This window comes from Calothrix sp. PCC 6303 (assembly GCF_000317435.1).
Classification (GTDB): domain Bacteria; phylum Cyanobacteriota; class Cyanobacteriia; order Cyanobacteriales; family Nostocaceae; genus PCC-6303.
Genome location: NC_019751.1, coordinates 396,107 through 411,746 on the forward strand (window position 1 = coordinate 396,107; position 15,640 = coordinate 411,746).

The window sequence follows — 15,640 nt, forward strand, 5'->3', positions numbered from 1 at the left end:
CTCGAACGCCTAACAGACAACCTCTCGATTAATTTCACGCACTGTTTCATGGAACAGTTGCGCTATTTGTGCGGCATCCTCTGCTTCAAACAACCGGATCTCAATCATCATCGTCCTCCGTTTCTAGATTGCAATTCACGTCGCATTACAAGTTCGCCGTTCTCTTCTTGTCCGGTATAAACAAAACCCATCTTTTCGTAGAACAAACCGGGACTACCTTTGGCTGGCACGCAACTTGTTTCGATCGCGTCCGCTCCAGGGCGCGTCTTGACGTGTGCGAAGAACAACTCCAAAGCTTTTCGCCCATAACCACGCCCCTGGTATTGCTCGTCTATCATAAAACGCCAAAGAAAGTACTCTTGCCGAACTACATCGTCTTCCAACATCAAAAAACCGACTGGCACATCACCAGCGTAGATTGCGCGGAACCAAGCAACCTCTGGGTTAAAATGTGCTTCTGCAATCGACATGGCGTTGGATGCTACAAATTGCTCTTGGTATGGGGCTACCTTTAAGCGAAGGATATCACGCCAGTTGTCTTTAGTTATCTCGCGCAGTGTTACTTCAATGTTGGACTCGGACATACAGAGTATCCTCACTAATATCGATCTGTGTGCATGGGTGTGTTAGGCAGCTTTATTGAGATTACAGACCATCAGACAAAGCTGTCCGTATACTGGTACGTAATACTCACGTAAGACGTGAAAGCCAGCCTTGGCATAGGCTCGCTGTGCAGATAAATTCTGGACGCTGGGACTCAGACCGACCAAGGGCACATCTCCTCTGTGGCGAAGCTGTGACACCAATAGCAGCAGTGCTTTCGGACCAATTCCTCGACCCACAAACGCCAGATCGCCAATCAGCAAATCGACATCAACCGATCCGGCGGGGATCTCATACAGACCGACTGAATCGAGAACTTCGCGCGACACAGACTGCCAGCGAATATAGCCAACCGATCGACCGTCAACGGTGATTAGCGATCGCTCGCGGAGCGTCTGCTGTGCAGAATCGCCACTAGGCGGTGGATTGGCTGCCCAGGCAATATGGTCTTCAGGTTCGGGATACCACATTGCGACATGAGGAGCCGTCATCCAATGTCTCAGTCGATCGATATCAGTGCTGGAGAAGGGAGTTAGGGTAACATTGGATTCTATAAATGAACTGTTTTTCATGGTGTTTGGAATAATGGGAATGGTTAGTTGAAATTAGTAACTATAAATCGATTTAATTTATTTGCTTGTTGATGACCAAATCTTCACACCTGCGCCAGCAAAACCAATACCAAAGATTACCCCAGACAAGGCAAATAATAAGTTAAGACATGGGATAAAATAACCCATGAATCCAACGATCGTCGAAAGTATCCACAAAAGCGATACCCAGTGGGGTAACTCTTTGGCGATCCAAGCACCAACTGCAAACAAGCTCATTCCTACTGTAAATATCGATGTATCGATGCGCCAACTGGATATAAATTACCTCATGCTTTACTGATGTACGATCTTTATTTTTAAGCACCGATCTTTTCTGATTCTTTGTTCTTTAAATTCAGCAGCCACAGCACAGCATTCTCAACCCGATCGCCAGCCTCAGCTCCAGGCGCGATGAGTTCAAAATGGGATGTATTTTCGATCGATGTAAAGGTCATATCGTCACCTGTCTTTCTGGCTGCTTCCGCATATTTTTGTCCCCACTCCGGCGGGACAACTTTATCTTGTGCGCCATAAATTAAGATCTGTTTCACTCCTAGCGGCAAAAGATGGGATGGGGATGCTAGTCGATATCGTTCGGGCACTTGGGCAGGAGTGCCGCCGATTAGGGTTGTAATCGTAGGTTCGCCACAAGACTGGTTCTGCATTGGTAGAAATGCTTCTAGATCTACTACTCCCGCCAAATTAACGACACCAACGACACGCAACGGATCTTCAAACAAAAAGTAACTCTGTTGGGGCAACCGATGCCGAGCGGCTGCCCAAGTGCCCAGATGCCCGCCCGCAGAATGACCGACGATAACCACCCGATTCAAGTCTAGCGCGTAGGTTTTAGCCAGCAGCCGTAAGTAATCGATCGCATTGGCGACATCCTCAAATGTCCCCGTCCATCCACCCCCTGGAATATCGATTTGACGATATTCAATATTCCAGGTGGCGATCCCGTGGTGAGTTAAGGCCGAGGAGAGAGCCGCCGTATTCTGAAGATCGGCAGTGAGATCGCCATGTCTGTATTTCCAGCAGCCGCCATGAATCACAACAGCAACGGGGTGACTCCCTGGAGCCTGCGGCAGTCGCAGATCGCCAAATTGAAAAGGTTCGCTCCCGTAGTGGATTCGTCGATCGGCTGGCGATGAGGGGAGTCGATTGACCTGTTGAGGACTGAGAAATTGAGCTTGTGCCATAGTGTGAATTACTCCAATTGCCATATGTCGCTATTGGGCGGTAGCTAAGTTTTTCAAAAGCGCACTCAAGCTATTGGGTTCCACTACTGCAAGGTATTCTGCCATCAGATTTGGCGGCAACAACTCCAGCATCACCTGGTTTTCAACCCACAGTTCGATTAAATCGACCGCTCCGCCGCGTCTACACCGCACAGCTCGCCAACCTTCACGTTCGGCAATCTCATAGACTTTTTGTTCGCTCACAGCCACTGAAATATTTGCATGAGTAGCCGTATAGCCCGTAGCTGGCTCAAAGTCAGCAAACTGCACAGCGTCTGTTTCTAACCCTGGCTTCAAAATCAGGCTTTTCGGCATTACCTCAATAGCTGTACCATAAAGATCGAAACGAAAGGCAATATAGCTGCCCTCATGAGCCGGAAAGGGCACAGCTCGTCCTTGCCATAACTCGGCAATTACATCAGCCACATGCTGTGGCTCGTTGACAGCAATCGAAATATGATGAATCATGTTTATTACCTTCTTCAGATCTTCTGCTTTAATTGTGAATTGGAAAGGAAGAATGGATCGACCTGCTCCATGTCTTTTAGAATAAGTTCTGACAAGTAGTTTGACAGCCAGAAAAGATCGGGAAAGATCGGATCGTCGATTGAAATTGTGAGATGATGAGAATTAAGGGATCGATCGAAGCTACAAAATCGACCTATTTTTATCTTGGGAACGGCAATTTCATTCTCATTACACAAGCGTTAAAAGTTTCAATCCGATCGAATAGTGGACTCTTTGACTGGAGATTCAATATGCGTCAGATCAAATATTACGTCGCTTGTACTGTAGATCGATTTATCGCTCATCTAGATGTTACGCATGATGGTTTTCTGATGGTAGGAGAGCATTTCGCCGATTTAATTGCTACATTTCCCAAAACCTTTCCCGCGCAGTTTCGCGACACCCTGGGCATCAGTGGTGAAAATAAGTGCTTTGATACGGTGTTGATGGGACGCAGGACTTATGAAGTTGGATTAAAGGTAGGCATCAATAACCTGGTTGCCTGACAGAACTCTCGAAATGCTTGCGAGGTAAGGATTTAGTGCTTGCGTTTAGTCTGGTAATTTAGACTAGATTTATTGCTTGAAACCCTTATTGTGCCGTATCAAGCTCATCAAGGTTAGAACGTAAAACCAAGGCTTTGATGAGATGTGTCAGGCAGTCAGATCAATAACCCTTACCCACAGATGCAGCAGTACGTTTTTTCGCGAACTCTGAGGGAAAATCTCGATAATATCGAGTTAATTTCAACCGATCCTGTAGCAGTTGTCAAAGATTTAAAACAACAACAGGGCAAGGATATTTGGTTGTGTGATGGTGGCGATTTAGCAACAACTCTATTCTCAGAAATTGATGAATTGATTCTGAAAGTCAATCCTCTTCTTCTCGGAGCGGGTATTCCCTTATTTGCAGGTACTTTCAAACAAACTATATTGGAATTCACCACCAGCAAGATCTACAACAACGGTTTTATGTTGCTTCACTATCAGGTAAAACATTAGAGAGGAATCATTTAGGAATGAGTATTAAATAACTTGCAATTCCCCCTCTTTACTCTCACCTTATATGAGAGTTTTAAGCATCGAATAGATGACTCGTATTCTGTAAAATCTGCCGGAATGCAACTTCGTACTGATTTTTCATGTACAACCCGACGATCGGGATCGGAATATCGTAATGGGAAGTCCAAATAATGTCGGTGCCGCCATTACTGGCACTGGTCAACTCTAAGCGCGAACCATAATCTCGAATTGGCATCGATGCCTCTCGAATTAAATATTCAAATGAGATCGGCTTCGACCATGCCACGATCTCTTCTAGATACCGAATCTTTTGACCGACTAGCACCTCCCGAATACACCCCAGTCCATTCAGTTCGGGATTTCCTGGCGTAACTACCCGCGCGTGCATTCCACCCAACGAGTGTCCTACTAAAATTGTCTGGTATCCGAGCTGCTGTACCGTTCGATCGATATCTACTAAGTATTCGTCAAAACCAACTTGTGGAGATTTTGAGCGTTCGCTATTGCCATGCCCCCGCAAACTGAGAGCATAGGCAAAATATCCAGAATTGGCAAAATAATCTAGAAAATGCTCTTCCCAACACCATGCAGCATGATACGCACCGTGAACGAATAAGATGCTATTGCCATTTCTGTGATTCGTAGGCGATCTCGAAAATAATTCAAGCTGCATTATAATACCCAGAGGGACTAAAAGTGTTTATGTTGTCTGGTAAAATTCCTAGGCAATTCTACTTAAGAATTTTTAATACTTTTATTGTTTTATTGATATTAATCTGTCATAGCTAGTCTAGGAGAGCCATAACTTCAGACTTGTTTCTTTGTTGAATTGGAATTTAAATGATAATTTTGCATAGTTATTCCTGAAAAGCCTTAACTAATACGTCCCATCTAGCCGCAGCCGCCGTAATATCGATCGCGCGAGCGACTCCTCCCGTAACACAATATCGAGCTGACCCTGCATCCCCACCCTCACGGAACAGGATTTTGCTGCTTGTTTTAAGACTAAAGTTTGGGGTTGAATCGTCACCGCATATAACATCGGTTGGCTCAATTGTGTCACGTTCGCGTAGCGTCCGCCGTGCGGAATCGAATCAGTCACCGTCGCAGGTTGGGTGGCGATCGTTGTTACCTGCCCTTTTAATGTCCCAAACTCACCATAAGGGCAAGCTATAACGCGCATTTGAGCCAGTTGCTGGGGTGCGATTCGATCGATCGAATCGGCAGGAACGAGTGCTTGAATAGTGCGATTGGGAGTGACGATCGCATTCGCCTGTGTGGTGCTGCGATAGGGGATTTTGGTCGTGAGGGCGATCGCGCCTCCGATCAAAGCCACTACACCAAGGCTCCCAAACCGCGCCCACGGACTGAGTGGCGGCAGCACATCGTTTAAATTAGGTAATGCATTGGATGTCATAAAATTAACCTCTAATTTGATAAATCGCCCCTACGGCATCAACGCCAATTCTGGGGTCAAAAACGATCGATGCAATCCCTCGCGCCGCCGCAATTCCTCCGGTGTCCCTTGACTCACCACCTGCCCCTGCTCCAGCATTACTACCCAATTGCAAGCCCCAATTACCTGCGGACGATGGCTAATTAACACTGTCGTTTGCCCCCGCCGATGCTGCTGCAATCGCTCTAATAACATCGCCTCACTTACAGGATCGAGTGCCGATGTAGATTCATCCAAAATCAAAATCGCTGGATTGGCTAACAACGCCCGCGCGATCGCTAACCGTTGCCGTTGCCCCCCCGATAGATTCGCCCCAAACTCACCCAACACCGTTTGATACTTGTCTGGCAATTGCTCAATAAACTCATCCGCCCCCACAATCTCACAAGCCCGCACGATTTGCTCGAAACTTGCATCGGGATAGCTAAAGCGGAAATTATCGACGATCGATCGACTCCAAAAATGGGCATCTTGGGGGACCAACACCACCTGCTGTCGCAAACAATCTAACGCCAGCTCGCTGCGATCGTAAATCCCATACCGAATATTGCCGGATTGCGCTTGGTACAAGCCCGATAGCAATTTCGCCAACGTACTTTTGCCACAACCCGATCGACCGATTAGCGCCGTCATACCTCCACCAGGAATTATCAAATCCAAATCCTGTAACAAATCCACTCGCCCCGAATGATGAAATCGCAATTTTTCACAGTAAATATCCGCCGTTGCTGATAGCTCCACCCAGGGCTTTTGGGCATCTGGCGCGTCTTCTGGAGTCGCATCCATCACCTCACCCAAGCGTTGTAAAATCACCTGAGCGCGAATGAATTCATCCACAATCCCGATCGCGGCTAACAAGAACCCAAAGAAATTCCCACTCATGCCGCTATAAGCCAACAACTGCCCCACACTCAACCGCTGACTAATCACCAAATAACTGCCCAACCACAACAGCCCGATACTTACCAAACTCGATAAAATGCCCGTTACTGTGCCACTATACAGTTCCAACTTCATCGTCCCCCACCCCAAATGCGCCAACCGACTGAAATTCGCTTGATATTCCTGCCAAGCCTGAGTTGTCGCCTGGGTGGTTTTTAGGACTTCAACGCCTTGCACGGTTTCGACGAGAAAGCCCTGATTTTCAGTACCTTGAATAATCAGATCGCGAGTCTTCTGCCGAATCGCTGGTAAGAAGAGAAAATTAACACCAACCAGCACCGTAAACATCGCTGTCGAGGCAATCGTTAACTCCCAACTATAAAACAGCATCAACGCTAACGAGACTACTGCAATAAAAAACTGACTGGGCAAACCTAATACTAACTGCGCCACTAATGAATGCACTGCCGACACGTCTGCAATCCGGCTGACTACCTCACCACTGCGTCGCCCTTCAAAATAGGATAGCGGCAAATGCAATAGCTTCTGCCCATATTCGAGTACCAATCCCATCTGCAATCGTTGCCCAAAATAGCCAATTAACTGCGCTTGAATCAGATTAATAACGCTCCGAATCAGCGTCATCGCCACCACACCCAAAGCTACTATCAGCAGCAATTCCGTATCGCCCCGCACCAACACATCATCCGTCAACAATTGCATCATTAACGGCGAAGCCAATGCCAGTAAGCCAATGACAACGTTTAAACCGATCGCTTGTACCAACAAACCCCGATCGGGCCACACCCGTTTGACAAACTTGCCAAACCCAGTCTGCTTGTCTTCCGTCTGTTGGTAAAACATCTCCGTCGGCGAGAGTAACAGCATCGCCCCATTCGTCCAACCCGACATCAATTCCGCTTCACTGAGATAGCGCAATCCAATACTAGGATCGGCGACAATATAACGATTGCGGCGATTTTTACCGTAGATAACGACCCAGTGATAGCCTTTCCAATGCACGATCGCGGGCAATGGTGCTTGAGCCAGATTAGCTAAAAGTTGCGGTGAGGCTTTGACGTGGCGCACTTGGAAACCGAGGGATTCGGCACCTCTACCGAGTCCGAGCATAGTGGTGCCCCGCGATCGGGTGCCTGCTAGTTCGCGGATGCGACCGATGCTGAAGTTGCGACCGTGGAATTTAGCAACGGTGGCGAGGCAGGCAGCACCGCAGTCTTCTTCGGATTGTTGGAGAATGAGTGGATAACGCATGGGAGTGGGGGGAAGATGAAGGGAATAAAGATAAAGTTGCGATCCCCCTAAATCTATGTTTTTAAGAGAGTTAGGGGGAATTGTAAGCGTTACGATCGCATCTAAAGTTACTAGTCAATAATCCTGAAGGTCACATCGTACTCACCACCATTAGCCTTAACACGCAGCGTAATAGGGGTATCGTGAATGCCACCGTCTACAATACCGCCCAAGAAGAAAGAACCGCCACTATTAGTCTTATCTAACAAATTAATGCGCGCGAATGAATTATTGTTGATGTTTGCACTCACACCAGCATTCGCGACACGATCAGCCTTCATCTTGAGCGGATTATTTCGCTGTAAATCCTTACCATTAATGTTGAAGAACAATTCGTCAGTACCATCAGTATCACCAGTCGTAATGCACTTAACGGTTAAAATATCAACCCGCTTGCCGCCTTCGAGCATTTCCGCTTGGTCTGCGGTCAATTCTATAAACAGAGATTCTGGGAGAAGATTGAGGTTAGATTTGGAGAAAATCATGATGTTTTTTTCCTAGAGTAAATAATTGGGTTGATTTGTGGAGATCCGACAAAATTAGCGAGCTAATAACTCATCGACTTGTCATTACTCCGATCGGGTAGAAGATTGCCACCTCCGTCCGCTCTGATGCAGGGTTTAGCCTGCCTTTGGTAGCAATAAAGTGGAGGAAGCGATAGAAACTCCACATCTTGTCGTAAATAGCGATCGGTCAAGTTTGATACTGTCTGCATCTGTGACATCGCTCTCCTTCTAGATGCAGCAAGGGGACACAACGGTAAAACTCCCCACCAGTAGATATTTTTGACTGCTCGATCGGTTGAGGGTCGATTGTCAGCATTAAGATCGCAGGTTAATTACCAACCTTGAATGTCACATCGTAGATCGAGCCGCCACCGCTAACCCGCAGGGTCTGTGAACCATTAGTATTGCTGGAGGCACTAAAACTTGTCATACGGCTACCCCCATCAAGCAAGCGAACGCGTGCCGATCCGTCGAAGTTTGCACTCGCACCAACATTGGCAACACCGTTATTTTGCATAAAGATCGTGCTACCAACCTTCTGGCCATTAATGGTGAAAGACAGGCTGTCAGAACCACCACCAGCCTGAATACAGCGAACGACTAGAATATCGATCCGCTTGCCACCTTCAAGCATTTGAGCCTGGTCTGCTGTCAATTCCGTAAACAGAGATTCTGAGAGAAGATTGAGGTTAGATTTAGAGAAAGTCATGATGTTTTTTCCTAGTAAATAATTAGTTGATTTGTGGAGATCTGACAAAATTACCGAGCTACTAACTCATAAACTTGTCATTACTCCAATCGAGTAGAAGATTGCCACCTCTGTCCGCTCTGATGCAGGGTTTAGCCTGCCTTTGGTAGCAATAAAGTGGAGGAAGCGATAGAAACTCCACATCTTGTCGTAAATAGCGATCGGTCAAGTTTGATACTGTCTGCATCTGTGACATCGCTCTCCTTCTAGATGTAGCAAGGGGACACAACGGTAAAACTCCCCGCCAGTAGATATTTTTGACTGCTCGATCGGTTAAGGAAAGAGTAGGTGTCGATTCTCATTCTGAGACGCTACGCCAACGAAGGGAAGGTTTAACTTCTTCCATATCCCCAGAATATTCCCCCCCAGACAGATTGACAGCCAGAAAAGATCGGCAAAAGTCTGGTGTTGACGATCGGAAAAGATCGGAAAAGTCGGTCGTAATTGTTAGATAATTAGCATTAGGGATTGTTCTCGAAATATCTTTTCCAAACAAAACGGCAAGCAGTGATACTTACAGGGATGTTCAGGTAAATGAACCACATTTTTAGATCTCACGCAAAGACGCACCTACCGCAAGCGGAACGCCTAGCGGTAGGTGCAAAGGAAGAAAGAAATGTGGAACAGCACAGAAATCTATATTTTTTGAGGTGGGGACTTTCGCAGGAGGTCTAATGAATCATTGACAAGCAGCACTTCAGACAGTTGCTGTTGGATAGCTGTGGGAGTGATTGCTTTAGACACAGGGCTTTTGAGTCGCTCAGGACATTCCTTCTCAATCTGAGCCAAGGACTCTGGCCACCGAGTCCGATTGATAAATACTGCACCATCAGGACTCCAAGCTGCTTCCAAAATCATGCCACTCTGAGGAGTACGGGTTTGAATTCTCAGTCGGTCATAGATGTCAATGGCTGTCCCATCTCTAGTGTGAGCGCGACCATTCCCGCAATAATCTGCCCGAACCATGCGGGTACAAGCTTGATGGAAATCTCGCAGCGATCGCCCCTGAACTGTTTTCCAGGGTTTATAACCAAAACGAACACATTTGGCTAAAACCCCATTGGTACAAGCAAAGGTAATACGACCATTCTCATGGTGTTTACCTGTTTCGTCCCAATATCCCGAAAGGGGAATTGCTTTAGCAACATTGTGGCGATCTGGTTGGCAATAATTTTGCCACTGTTCGGAGACCCGATCGCGGTAAAGAATGGTGTAGAGATAAATCTCTCGTTCGGGATCTTGACGATCTAAGTCAACATGAGCGATTTTGAGTTTGAGCGATCGCCCACCTTCAACAACCGTTAGTTCGGTTCCGGCTACGTCCTGTCCCTCGATCGCCAGATCCTCCACCCCGCGCTCCCAATTCAGGTTTTTCTGGACTTGAATGGATGCAACAATCATCAGGAGACAGCCAGCTGCCAAAAGCAAGGAAACAGACATTTTTTGTGTAAATCTCATAGCAAACTTCATGGTAGTTATGGGAGGTGGCAGTCTTCAATCAATCGTGAATACCACCACCTCCAGACCCTTCTCCTTCCTGGAGCCAGAAGCCTCCAATTAGTTTCAGATTGTTGTAGGGAAGTTATTGCGGATCGAAATCCGTCAATCGCTTCTTTTAATCTTGAGCGCAAGTTGACCACCTTCTAAATGGATTTTTGCGATGGGCTTTTGGTTAAGGGTAGCGGTTACCGAGGTCGGTGAGGTTAATCCAAACCTTTTAAAGTGGACTCCGTTCGCCCTAAGACCAGTCCTATTCAAGCTTGCGCCATTAAAGCTGGTTCCATTCAAGTTTGCTCCATTAAAGCTCGTTCCATTAAAACTTGTTCCGTTTAGGATAAGACCATTTTCGTTGAGATTTTTCTCAGTGGCTCTGGTAGCAGGGCGATCGATCTGGATTGCTAAAACTGTAGCCAAGCAGAGTCCTGCTGTTAGTATGAGTTGAGATAGCTTATTGCTTTGAGTAAGTTGATTTAACATTGGTAATTCTCCTGTTTGTAACCTTTGCGGATTTGTAGAAGTTGAGTTTGTGGAAATCGATCGTGTAATTACTTGATTAAAATTTCATGGTTGGAGATCGCTAGTCGAGCATAGCGATCGTCTAAATCGTGAGCGTGTTTTCTTGTTGCATAGGAGAGCAGTTCCTGCGTCCAGGCTTCAAATAATGCGAAGACTTCATCAACAAGCAATAGGCAATGTGCTTGGGTTGCTTCATCCAGCGAAATTTCAGCAATCTCAAGGCGATCGCTTCCTGCCGAATGTCCAGACTCCAGCGCAAAATGGAATTCTCCACAATAACGAAGTTCGATTCCGCGTCGGCGTTCGATTGCCGTTGCCAGATCGAGCATGGTACTGAAGAGTACGTTTCCGGTCTCTTCAATTGCTTCAATGATGGCAATCCGTTCGATTGCACTTGCCCGATCGATCAAAGTAGCTAGTCGGTAGGTCAGGATGCGGTTTTGGCGGGTCTCCTCACTCCAGAGAAAACGCATCCATGCGGATGGGGTGCAGAGACGATCGAAACCCAACTTAGCGAAATCTTCAAGGTACCAAGGCCAGTGTCGATCGTCCTCATAGGTATGAATGTTGACTCGCTTTTGGTGTCGATCGGTCGTGGGTTCCTCGCGGAGCATATACTTGTTGATGTCGCCGAAGCTGAGAATGAAGTGCGCCATGCAAGGATAGAAAGCAAGCCGCGCCTCTTCAGTCAAGCTGGCATCGCGCATGTATAAAAACAATGGCAGATTGGCATAGGCTTGCTTATGTTCTGCGATTTTTCCCAATATGGGTTTCATGGCGAGCTGCTCCGTTGTAATTTGATAGTGGTAAAATTTTTTGCTTGTAAATGCAATATGGTTTTCTCCTGTATCGATAGTCAGTTGGATTGATGTCGGTATCAACTTGCTCCATATCTCCAGAATATGCGCCCCCTGATAGTTTGACAGCCAGAAAAGATCGGAGAAAAACTGCTGTTGATGATCGGAAAAGATCGGATCTTCGATTGTAATTTACGAATTATTAGGACTAGAATAAGGCTAGACATTCTGGCAGGTTCTTTGCCGATGACAGCAGATGAAGCCTTAGCATTACTCGATCGACTGCTTCAATCTCAAAGTCTCCGAGATATTCAAGAGCAGGTGTTTCGTCACGCTTGGGAAGGTCGCACCTACCCCGATATGGCAGAGCAGATCGGCTATGATACTGGCTATATCCGCGATGTCGGTTATGAACTGTGGCGACAATTAACTCAGGCATTGGGCGAACCTGTCACCAAAAATAATTTGCAAGCGGTATTGCGTCGCCAGCGAGATCATTCGCCTAAATTAGCTGTGCCAGAAGTTACTCCAGCTTCGCCCCCAGATCGAGATTGTTACTGGGGAGAACAGATCGATGTTTCTAGCATCATTGGGCGCGAAAATGAACTCCAGCAGTTGGAACGATGGCTGGATAACAATTCTGAAGTTAATCCCCTTGAACCACGTTGTCGGCTGATTTCGATCGTCGGCATGGGCGGGATGGGCAAAACATCATTAGCAGCCAAGCTCGCCCAAAAGTTAGCCGCTGCAAATCAAAATTTCGAGTGCATCATCTGGCAGTCCCTCCGAAATGCCCCACCGCTGGATAAAATTCTCTTTCAACTTATTGCCTTTGTCTCCCACCAACAGCAAACCGAACCTGCGGATACTGTGGATGCTCAGATATCGCAATTGATGGCATATTTACGCACTACTCGCTGTCTGATTGTCTTCGATAATTTTGAATCTATACTCGCGCATGGCGGTTATCGTGATGGTTATGCGGGGTATAGCGAACTCCTGCGCCGGATCGCTACGGAACATCATGCTAGTTGTTTATTATTAACCAGTCGGGAAAAGCCCCGAACTTTGATTCCTTTAGAAGGGGAATCTGCGGCAGTTTGCACGCTGGATTTAATTGGTTTGAGTGACATCGAAGTAGCCGCGATCGGGTCTGCTAATGGGTGTCATACAGACGATTTCAGGGATTGGCAACACTTACAGCAATCTTACTCTGGCAACCCGTTAGCGATTAAAATTGCGGCAACCACGATTCGGGATTTATTTGACGGTAAAGTGAGTGGATTTTTAGAACAGGGAGTAATTCTCTGCGATGGGATTGAGGCTTTATTAGGTCAGCAATTCGATAGATTATCTCAGATAGAGCAACAGGTATTGTACTGGTTAGCGATCGCGCGCGAAGCCATATCGATTTCTCAATTGTTAGCAGATTTCATTCCGACCGGTTCTCGAACGCAAGTCTTAGGCGCATTACAATTATTAGATCGGCAGAGTCTAATTGAAAAAAGTTCTGGCTGCTTTACCTTGCAACCAGTGGTGATGGAATATGTCACTGCCGTATTAATCGATCGAGTATGCGCGGAAATTACCAGTCTGAATTTAGCGATCTTTCATAGCCATGCACTGCTTCAGGCTCAAGCGCAAGAATATGTGCGGGAGAGCCAAGTGCGGATGATTTTAGTCCCGCTAGTCGATCGACTACTGGGTAAATTGCGATCGAAACTAGAAATTAAGCAGCAACTCAATCGATTGTTGGCTCAACTGCGAACCGAATTTGCAGGAACCAGGGGCTATGCAGGGGGTAATTTAATTAACTTATTACGACACTTGCAGTTCGACTTGAGCGGCTATGATTTTTCCGATCTGTGCATTTGGCAAGCTTATCTACTAGGCATGAATTTACACGATACTAATTTTGCTCACACCGATTTGGCTAAGTCAGTTTTTACCGAAACTTTCAGCAGTATTCACTCAGTCGCCTTTAGTCCAGACGGACACTGTTTGGCTAGCGGCGATTTCAACGGCGATATTCGCTTGTCGGATGCTCGCACTCATCAACTTCAGTCGATCTTAAGCGGTCATACCAATTGGGTGCAAGCTGTGACTTTCAGCCCCGATGGTCAAACACTAGCCAGCGCTAGTTTTGACGGCACTGTGCGGCTCTGGGATCTCAATACTGGCGCGTGTCTAAAAATACTTACCGACCATACCCAAGGTGTCTACACAGTCGCATTTAGTCCAGATGGCAAAATTTTAGCAAGTGGTAGCGACGATTGTAGCCTCCGAATCTGGAATGTAAATAGTGGGGAATGTTTGAACAGCCTTCAATATGAAGATGGCATCAAACCCCATGATGTCAAATCTATGGCATTCAGTCCAGATGGTCAAACTATTGCCAGTAGTGGTTCTGCTCAAACCATTGTGATCTGGCAGATCCAGAATGGAATCTGTTGTCAAACACTGGAGAGTCATCAAGGCTGGGTGTGGTCCTTAGCCTTTAGTCCCGATGGAAAATTTCTCGCTAGTGGCAGCGATGATGCTACGGTCAAGCTGTGGGATGTGAGCACTGGTAAGTGTTTACGAACTTTTGTCGGGCATAAAAATGAATTGAGATCGATCGCTTTTAGTCATGATGGTGAAATCCTCATTAGCAGTAGTAAGGATCACACTATCCGACTGTGGGACATTCAAACTGGAGCATGTGTCAAAACACTAATCGGTCACGAAAATTGGATCTGGGCGATGGCTTTCGATCCGACTTATCAAATTATCGCCAGTGGTGGTGAAGACCGGACAATTAGACTCTGGAGTTTGTCTACTGGTCAGTGTTTGCGAGTTTTACAGGGGTATACAAATACGCTGTATTCGATCGCCTTTGTCCCTATGCCTAAGTCAACTGAATCGATTGAACCAAATCCGGCTCATTTACCCGTGCTGCTGGCTAGCGGCTACTTCGACCAGATTGTCAGAATTTGGAATATTCAAGATTGTGTTTATTCTGGTTTTAGAGGTCATACTGATGCCATTAGAGCAGTAGCAGTGAGTCCAGATGGACAACTCCTCGCTGGTGGTGGCGGTAGTGCCGATCCGACCATCAAAATTTGGAGTGTGGTAGATGGTCTGTGCTTTAACAATTTAGCTGGTCATAGCAGCGAAATCTGGTCGTTAGTTTTTAGCGCAGACGGTCAAATTCTTGCTAGCGGTAGCACCGACCATACGATTAGATTGTGGCATGTCTCGACAGGTCAATGTCTTCACGTTTTGGCAGAGCATATGCACTGGGTGATGTCAGTAGCCTTCAGTTGCCAACCAAATATCCTCGCTAGTGCTAGTTTCGATCGCATGATTAAGTTCTGGAATGTCCAGACGGGTGAATGTATCAGCACTTGGCAGGTGGGACAATCGATTTGCTCGATCGCTCTTAATCCCGGTGGAGATCTTTTAGCCAGTGGTAGTATCGAGCGCGAGGTTAAACTATGGGATGTGGCGACAGGTAAATGTTTGCAAACTTTACTAGGTCATACTCACTTTGTGTGGTCGGTGGCTTTTAGTCCAGATGGACGAAGCCTAGCGAGTGGTAGTTTCGATCGAACTATCAGACTTTGGGATCTCAACACAGGTGAATGCCTGAAGGTGTTGCAGGGTCACGAAAATGGGGTGTTTTCTGTGGCTTTCGTCCCACAGCAAGGCACCAATATTCCAGATCGTCAGTTACTGGCAAGCTCCAGTGCTGATGCCACCATTAGGCTATGGGATATCGAAACGGGTGAATGCATCAAAATCCTCCGCTCGCCACGACCCTACGAAGGTATGAATATTACTGGAGTTACAGGCATCACGGCAGCACAGAAGTCAACATTGAGGGTATTAGGGGCAATTAAAAATTGAGATCCGCTCAGATTGTCTGTAAGATAGTAGCGATTGTCATCCGGGATGTTAACCAGCTATGTGCTAGCGA

The 15,640-nt window shown here is 46.7% G+C and carries 18 protein-coding genes; 3 read left to right on the forward strand and 15 right to left on the reverse strand.

Going from position 1 to position 15,640, the window contains the following annotated elements; genetic code table 11:
- Positions 1–107: 107 nt before the first annotated feature.
- The 5 genes from CAL6303_RS01615 to CAL6303_RS01635 form a co-directional block, all read right to left on the reverse strand.
- On the reverse strand, positions 108–584 hold the full coding sequence (locus CAL6303_RS01615; protein WP_015196075.1) for a GNAT family N-acetyltransferase: 477 nt from the start codon (positions 582–584) through the stop codon (positions 108–110).
- A 42-nt stretch (positions 585–626) separates the two neighbouring features.
- Positions 627–1,175, reverse strand: a complete 549-nt coding sequence (locus tag CAL6303_RS01620; protein WP_015196076.1) for a GNAT family N-acetyltransferase — start codon at positions 1,173–1,175, stop codon at positions 627–629.
- Positions 1,176–1,232: 57 nt separating this feature from the next.
- Complete coding sequence (locus CAL6303_RS01625) at positions 1,233–1,433, reverse strand: hypothetical protein (protein ID WP_051036594.1); 201 nt, start codon at positions 1,431–1,433, stop codon at positions 1,233–1,235.
- 80 nt (positions 1,434–1,513) lie between these two features.
- The gene (locus CAL6303_RS01630; protein ID WP_051036754.1) at positions 1,514–2,398 is read right to left on the reverse strand and encodes an alpha/beta hydrolase family protein; all 885 of its coding nucleotides are present in this window, start codon (positions 2,396–2,398) and stop codon (positions 1,514–1,516) included.
- Positions 2,399–2,428: 30 nt separating this feature from the next.
- Entirely contained in the window at positions 2,429–2,905 is a 477-nt protein-coding gene (locus tag CAL6303_RS01635; RefSeq protein ID WP_015196079.1) for a hypothetical protein, read from the reverse strand.
- A gap of 290 nt (positions 2,906–3,195) precedes the next feature.
- Between CAL6303_RS01635 and CAL6303_RS30160 the strand changes: the two genes are divergently transcribed.
- Together CAL6303_RS30160 and CAL6303_RS01645 are read left to right on the forward strand one after the other, a co-directional pair.
- The gene (locus tag CAL6303_RS30160; RefSeq protein WP_158333122.1) at positions 3,196–3,450 is read left to right on the forward strand and encodes a hypothetical protein; all 255 of its coding nucleotides are present in this window, start codon (positions 3,196–3,198) and stop codon (positions 3,448–3,450) included.
- Positions 3,451–3,630: 180 nt separating this feature from the next.
- Positions 3,631–3,945 carry a dihydrofolate reductase family protein gene (locus CAL6303_RS01645; RefSeq protein ID WP_051036596.1) on the forward strand — a complete coding sequence of 105 codons (315 nt, stop codon included), beginning with the start codon at positions 3,631–3,633 and terminating at the stop codon, positions 3,943–3,945.
- A gap of 73 nt (positions 3,946–4,018) precedes the next feature.
- On the opposite strand, the gene CAL6303_RS28300 is transcribed toward CAL6303_RS01645, so the two are convergent.
- The 10 genes from CAL6303_RS28300 to CAL6303_RS01685 form a co-directional block, all read right to left on the reverse strand.
- Complete coding sequence (locus CAL6303_RS28300; RefSeq protein ID WP_015196080.1) at positions 4,019–4,639, reverse strand: alpha/beta fold hydrolase; 621 nt, start codon at positions 4,637–4,639, stop codon at positions 4,019–4,021.
- A 204-nt stretch (positions 4,640–4,843) separates the two neighbouring features.
- Entirely contained in the window at positions 4,844–5,302 is a 459-nt protein-coding gene (locus CAL6303_RS29725; protein ID WP_158333123.1) for a hypothetical protein, read from the reverse strand.
- A 111-nt stretch (positions 5,303–5,413) separates the two neighbouring features.
- On the reverse strand, positions 5,414–7,576 hold the full coding sequence (locus tag CAL6303_RS01660; RefSeq protein ID WP_015196081.1) for a peptidase domain-containing ABC transporter: 2,163 nt from the start codon (positions 7,574–7,576) through the stop codon (positions 5,414–5,416).
- A gap of 110 nt (positions 7,577–7,686) precedes the next feature.
- Positions 7,687–8,100: a hypothetical protein gene (locus tag CAL6303_RS01665; RefSeq protein WP_041738956.1), complete on the reverse strand. Its 414-nt coding sequence runs from the start codon at positions 8,098–8,100 to the stop codon at positions 7,687–7,689.
- A 62-nt stretch (positions 8,101–8,162) separates the two neighbouring features.
- A complete protein-coding gene (locus tag CAL6303_RS30165; RefSeq protein WP_158333124.1) occupies positions 8,163–8,339 on the reverse strand; it encodes a hypothetical protein in 177 nt (58 codons plus the stop codon).
- A 110-nt stretch (positions 8,340–8,449) separates the two neighbouring features.
- Positions 8,450–8,830, reverse strand: coding sequence for a hypothetical protein (locus tag CAL6303_RS01670; RefSeq protein WP_015196082.1), 381 nt, complete (start codon positions 8,828–8,830; stop codon positions 8,450–8,452).
- Between the two features lie 61 nt (positions 8,831–8,891).
- The gene (locus CAL6303_RS30170) at positions 8,892–9,065 is read right to left on the reverse strand and encodes a hypothetical protein (RefSeq protein WP_158333125.1); all 174 of its coding nucleotides are present in this window, start codon (positions 9,063–9,065) and stop codon (positions 8,892–8,894) included.
- Positions 9,066–9,505: 440 nt separating this feature from the next.
- Positions 9,506–10,327, reverse strand: a complete 822-nt coding sequence (locus CAL6303_RS01675; protein ID WP_203225942.1) for an ADYC domain-containing protein — start codon at positions 10,325–10,327, stop codon at positions 9,506–9,508.
- 144 nt (positions 10,328–10,471) lie between these two features.
- Positions 10,472–10,846: a pentapeptide repeat-containing protein gene (locus tag CAL6303_RS01680; RefSeq protein WP_015196084.1), complete on the reverse strand. Its 375-nt coding sequence runs from the start codon at positions 10,844–10,846 to the stop codon at positions 10,472–10,474.
- A 68-nt stretch (positions 10,847–10,914) separates the two neighbouring features.
- Positions 10,915–11,661, reverse strand: a complete 747-nt coding sequence (locus tag CAL6303_RS01685; RefSeq protein WP_015196085.1) for a hypothetical protein — start codon at positions 11,659–11,661, stop codon at positions 10,915–10,917.
- A 267-nt stretch (positions 11,662–11,928) separates the two neighbouring features.
- Between CAL6303_RS01685 and CAL6303_RS01690 the strand changes: the two genes are divergently transcribed.
- Positions 11,929–15,570 carry a WD40 repeat domain-containing protein gene (locus CAL6303_RS01690; protein WP_041738958.1) on the forward strand — a complete coding sequence of 1,214 codons (3,642 nt, stop codon included), beginning with the start codon at positions 11,929–11,931 and terminating at the stop codon, positions 15,568–15,570.
- Positions 15,571–15,640 lie beyond the last annotated feature (70 nt).

Excerpts from the sequence above, each read along its gene's own strand:
- CAL6303_RS01635 (WP_015196079.1), bottom strand. The coding sequence starts at position 2,905 with ATGATTCATCATATTTCGATTGCTGTCAACGAGCCACAGCATGTGGCT.
- CAL6303_RS01670 (WP_015196082.1), bottom strand. The coding sequence starts at position 8,830 with ATGACTTTCTCTAAATCTAACCTCAATCTTCTCTCAGAATCTCTGTTT.
- CAL6303_RS01660 (WP_015196081.1), bottom strand. The coding sequence starts at position 7,576 with ATGCGTTATCCACTCATTCTCCAACAATCCGAAGAAGACTGCGGTGCT.
- CAL6303_RS01690 (WP_041738958.1), top strand. The coding sequence starts at position 11,929 with ATGACAGCAGATGAAGCCTTAGCATTACTCGATCGACTGCTTCAATCT.
- CAL6303_RS01620 (WP_015196076.1), bottom strand. The coding sequence starts at position 1,175 with ATGAAAAACAGTTCATTTATAGAATCCAATGTTACCCTAACTCCCTTC.
- CAL6303_RS28300 (WP_015196080.1), bottom strand. The coding sequence starts at position 4,639 with ATGCAGCTTGAATTATTTTCGAGATCGCCTACGAATCACAGAAATGGC.
- CAL6303_RS01675 (WP_203225942.1), bottom strand. The coding sequence starts at position 10,327 with ATGAGATTTACACAAAAAATGTCTGTTTCCTTGCTTTTGGCAGCTGGC.
- CAL6303_RS01680 (WP_015196084.1), bottom strand. The coding sequence starts at position 10,846 with ATGTTAAATCAACTTACTCAAAGCAATAAGCTATCTCAACTCATACTA.
- CAL6303_RS01665 (WP_041738956.1), bottom strand. The coding sequence starts at position 8,100 with ATGATTTTCTCCAAATCTAACCTCAATCTTCTCCCAGAATCTCTGTTT.
- CAL6303_RS01625 (WP_051036594.1), bottom strand. The coding sequence starts at position 1,433 with ATGAGCTTGTTTGCAGTTGGTGCTTGGATCGCCAAAGAGTTACCCCAC.
- CAL6303_RS01615 (WP_015196075.1), bottom strand. The coding sequence starts at position 584 with ATGTCCGAGTCCAACATTGAAGTAACACTGCGCGAGATAACTAAAGAC.
- CAL6303_RS01685 (WP_015196085.1), bottom strand. The coding sequence starts at position 11,661 with ATGAAACCCATATTGGGAAAAATCGCAGAACATAAGCAAGCCTATGCC.
- CAL6303_RS01645 (WP_051036596.1), top strand. The coding sequence starts at position 3,631 with ATGCAGCAGTACGTTTTTTCGCGAACTCTGAGGGAAAATCTCGATAAT.
- CAL6303_RS30170 (WP_158333125.1), bottom strand. The coding sequence starts at position 9,065 with ATGTCACAGATGCAGACAGTATCAAACTTGACCGATCGCTATTTACGA.
- CAL6303_RS01630 (WP_051036754.1), bottom strand. The coding sequence starts at position 2,398 with ATGGCACAAGCTCAATTTCTCAGTCCTCAACAGGTCAATCGACTCCCC.
- CAL6303_RS30160 (WP_158333122.1), top strand. The coding sequence starts at position 3,196 with ATGCGTCAGATCAAATATTACGTCGCTTGTACTGTAGATCGATTTATC.
- CAL6303_RS30165 (WP_158333124.1), bottom strand. The coding sequence starts at position 8,339 with ATGTCACAGATGCAGACAGTATCAAACTTGACCGATCGCTATTTACGA.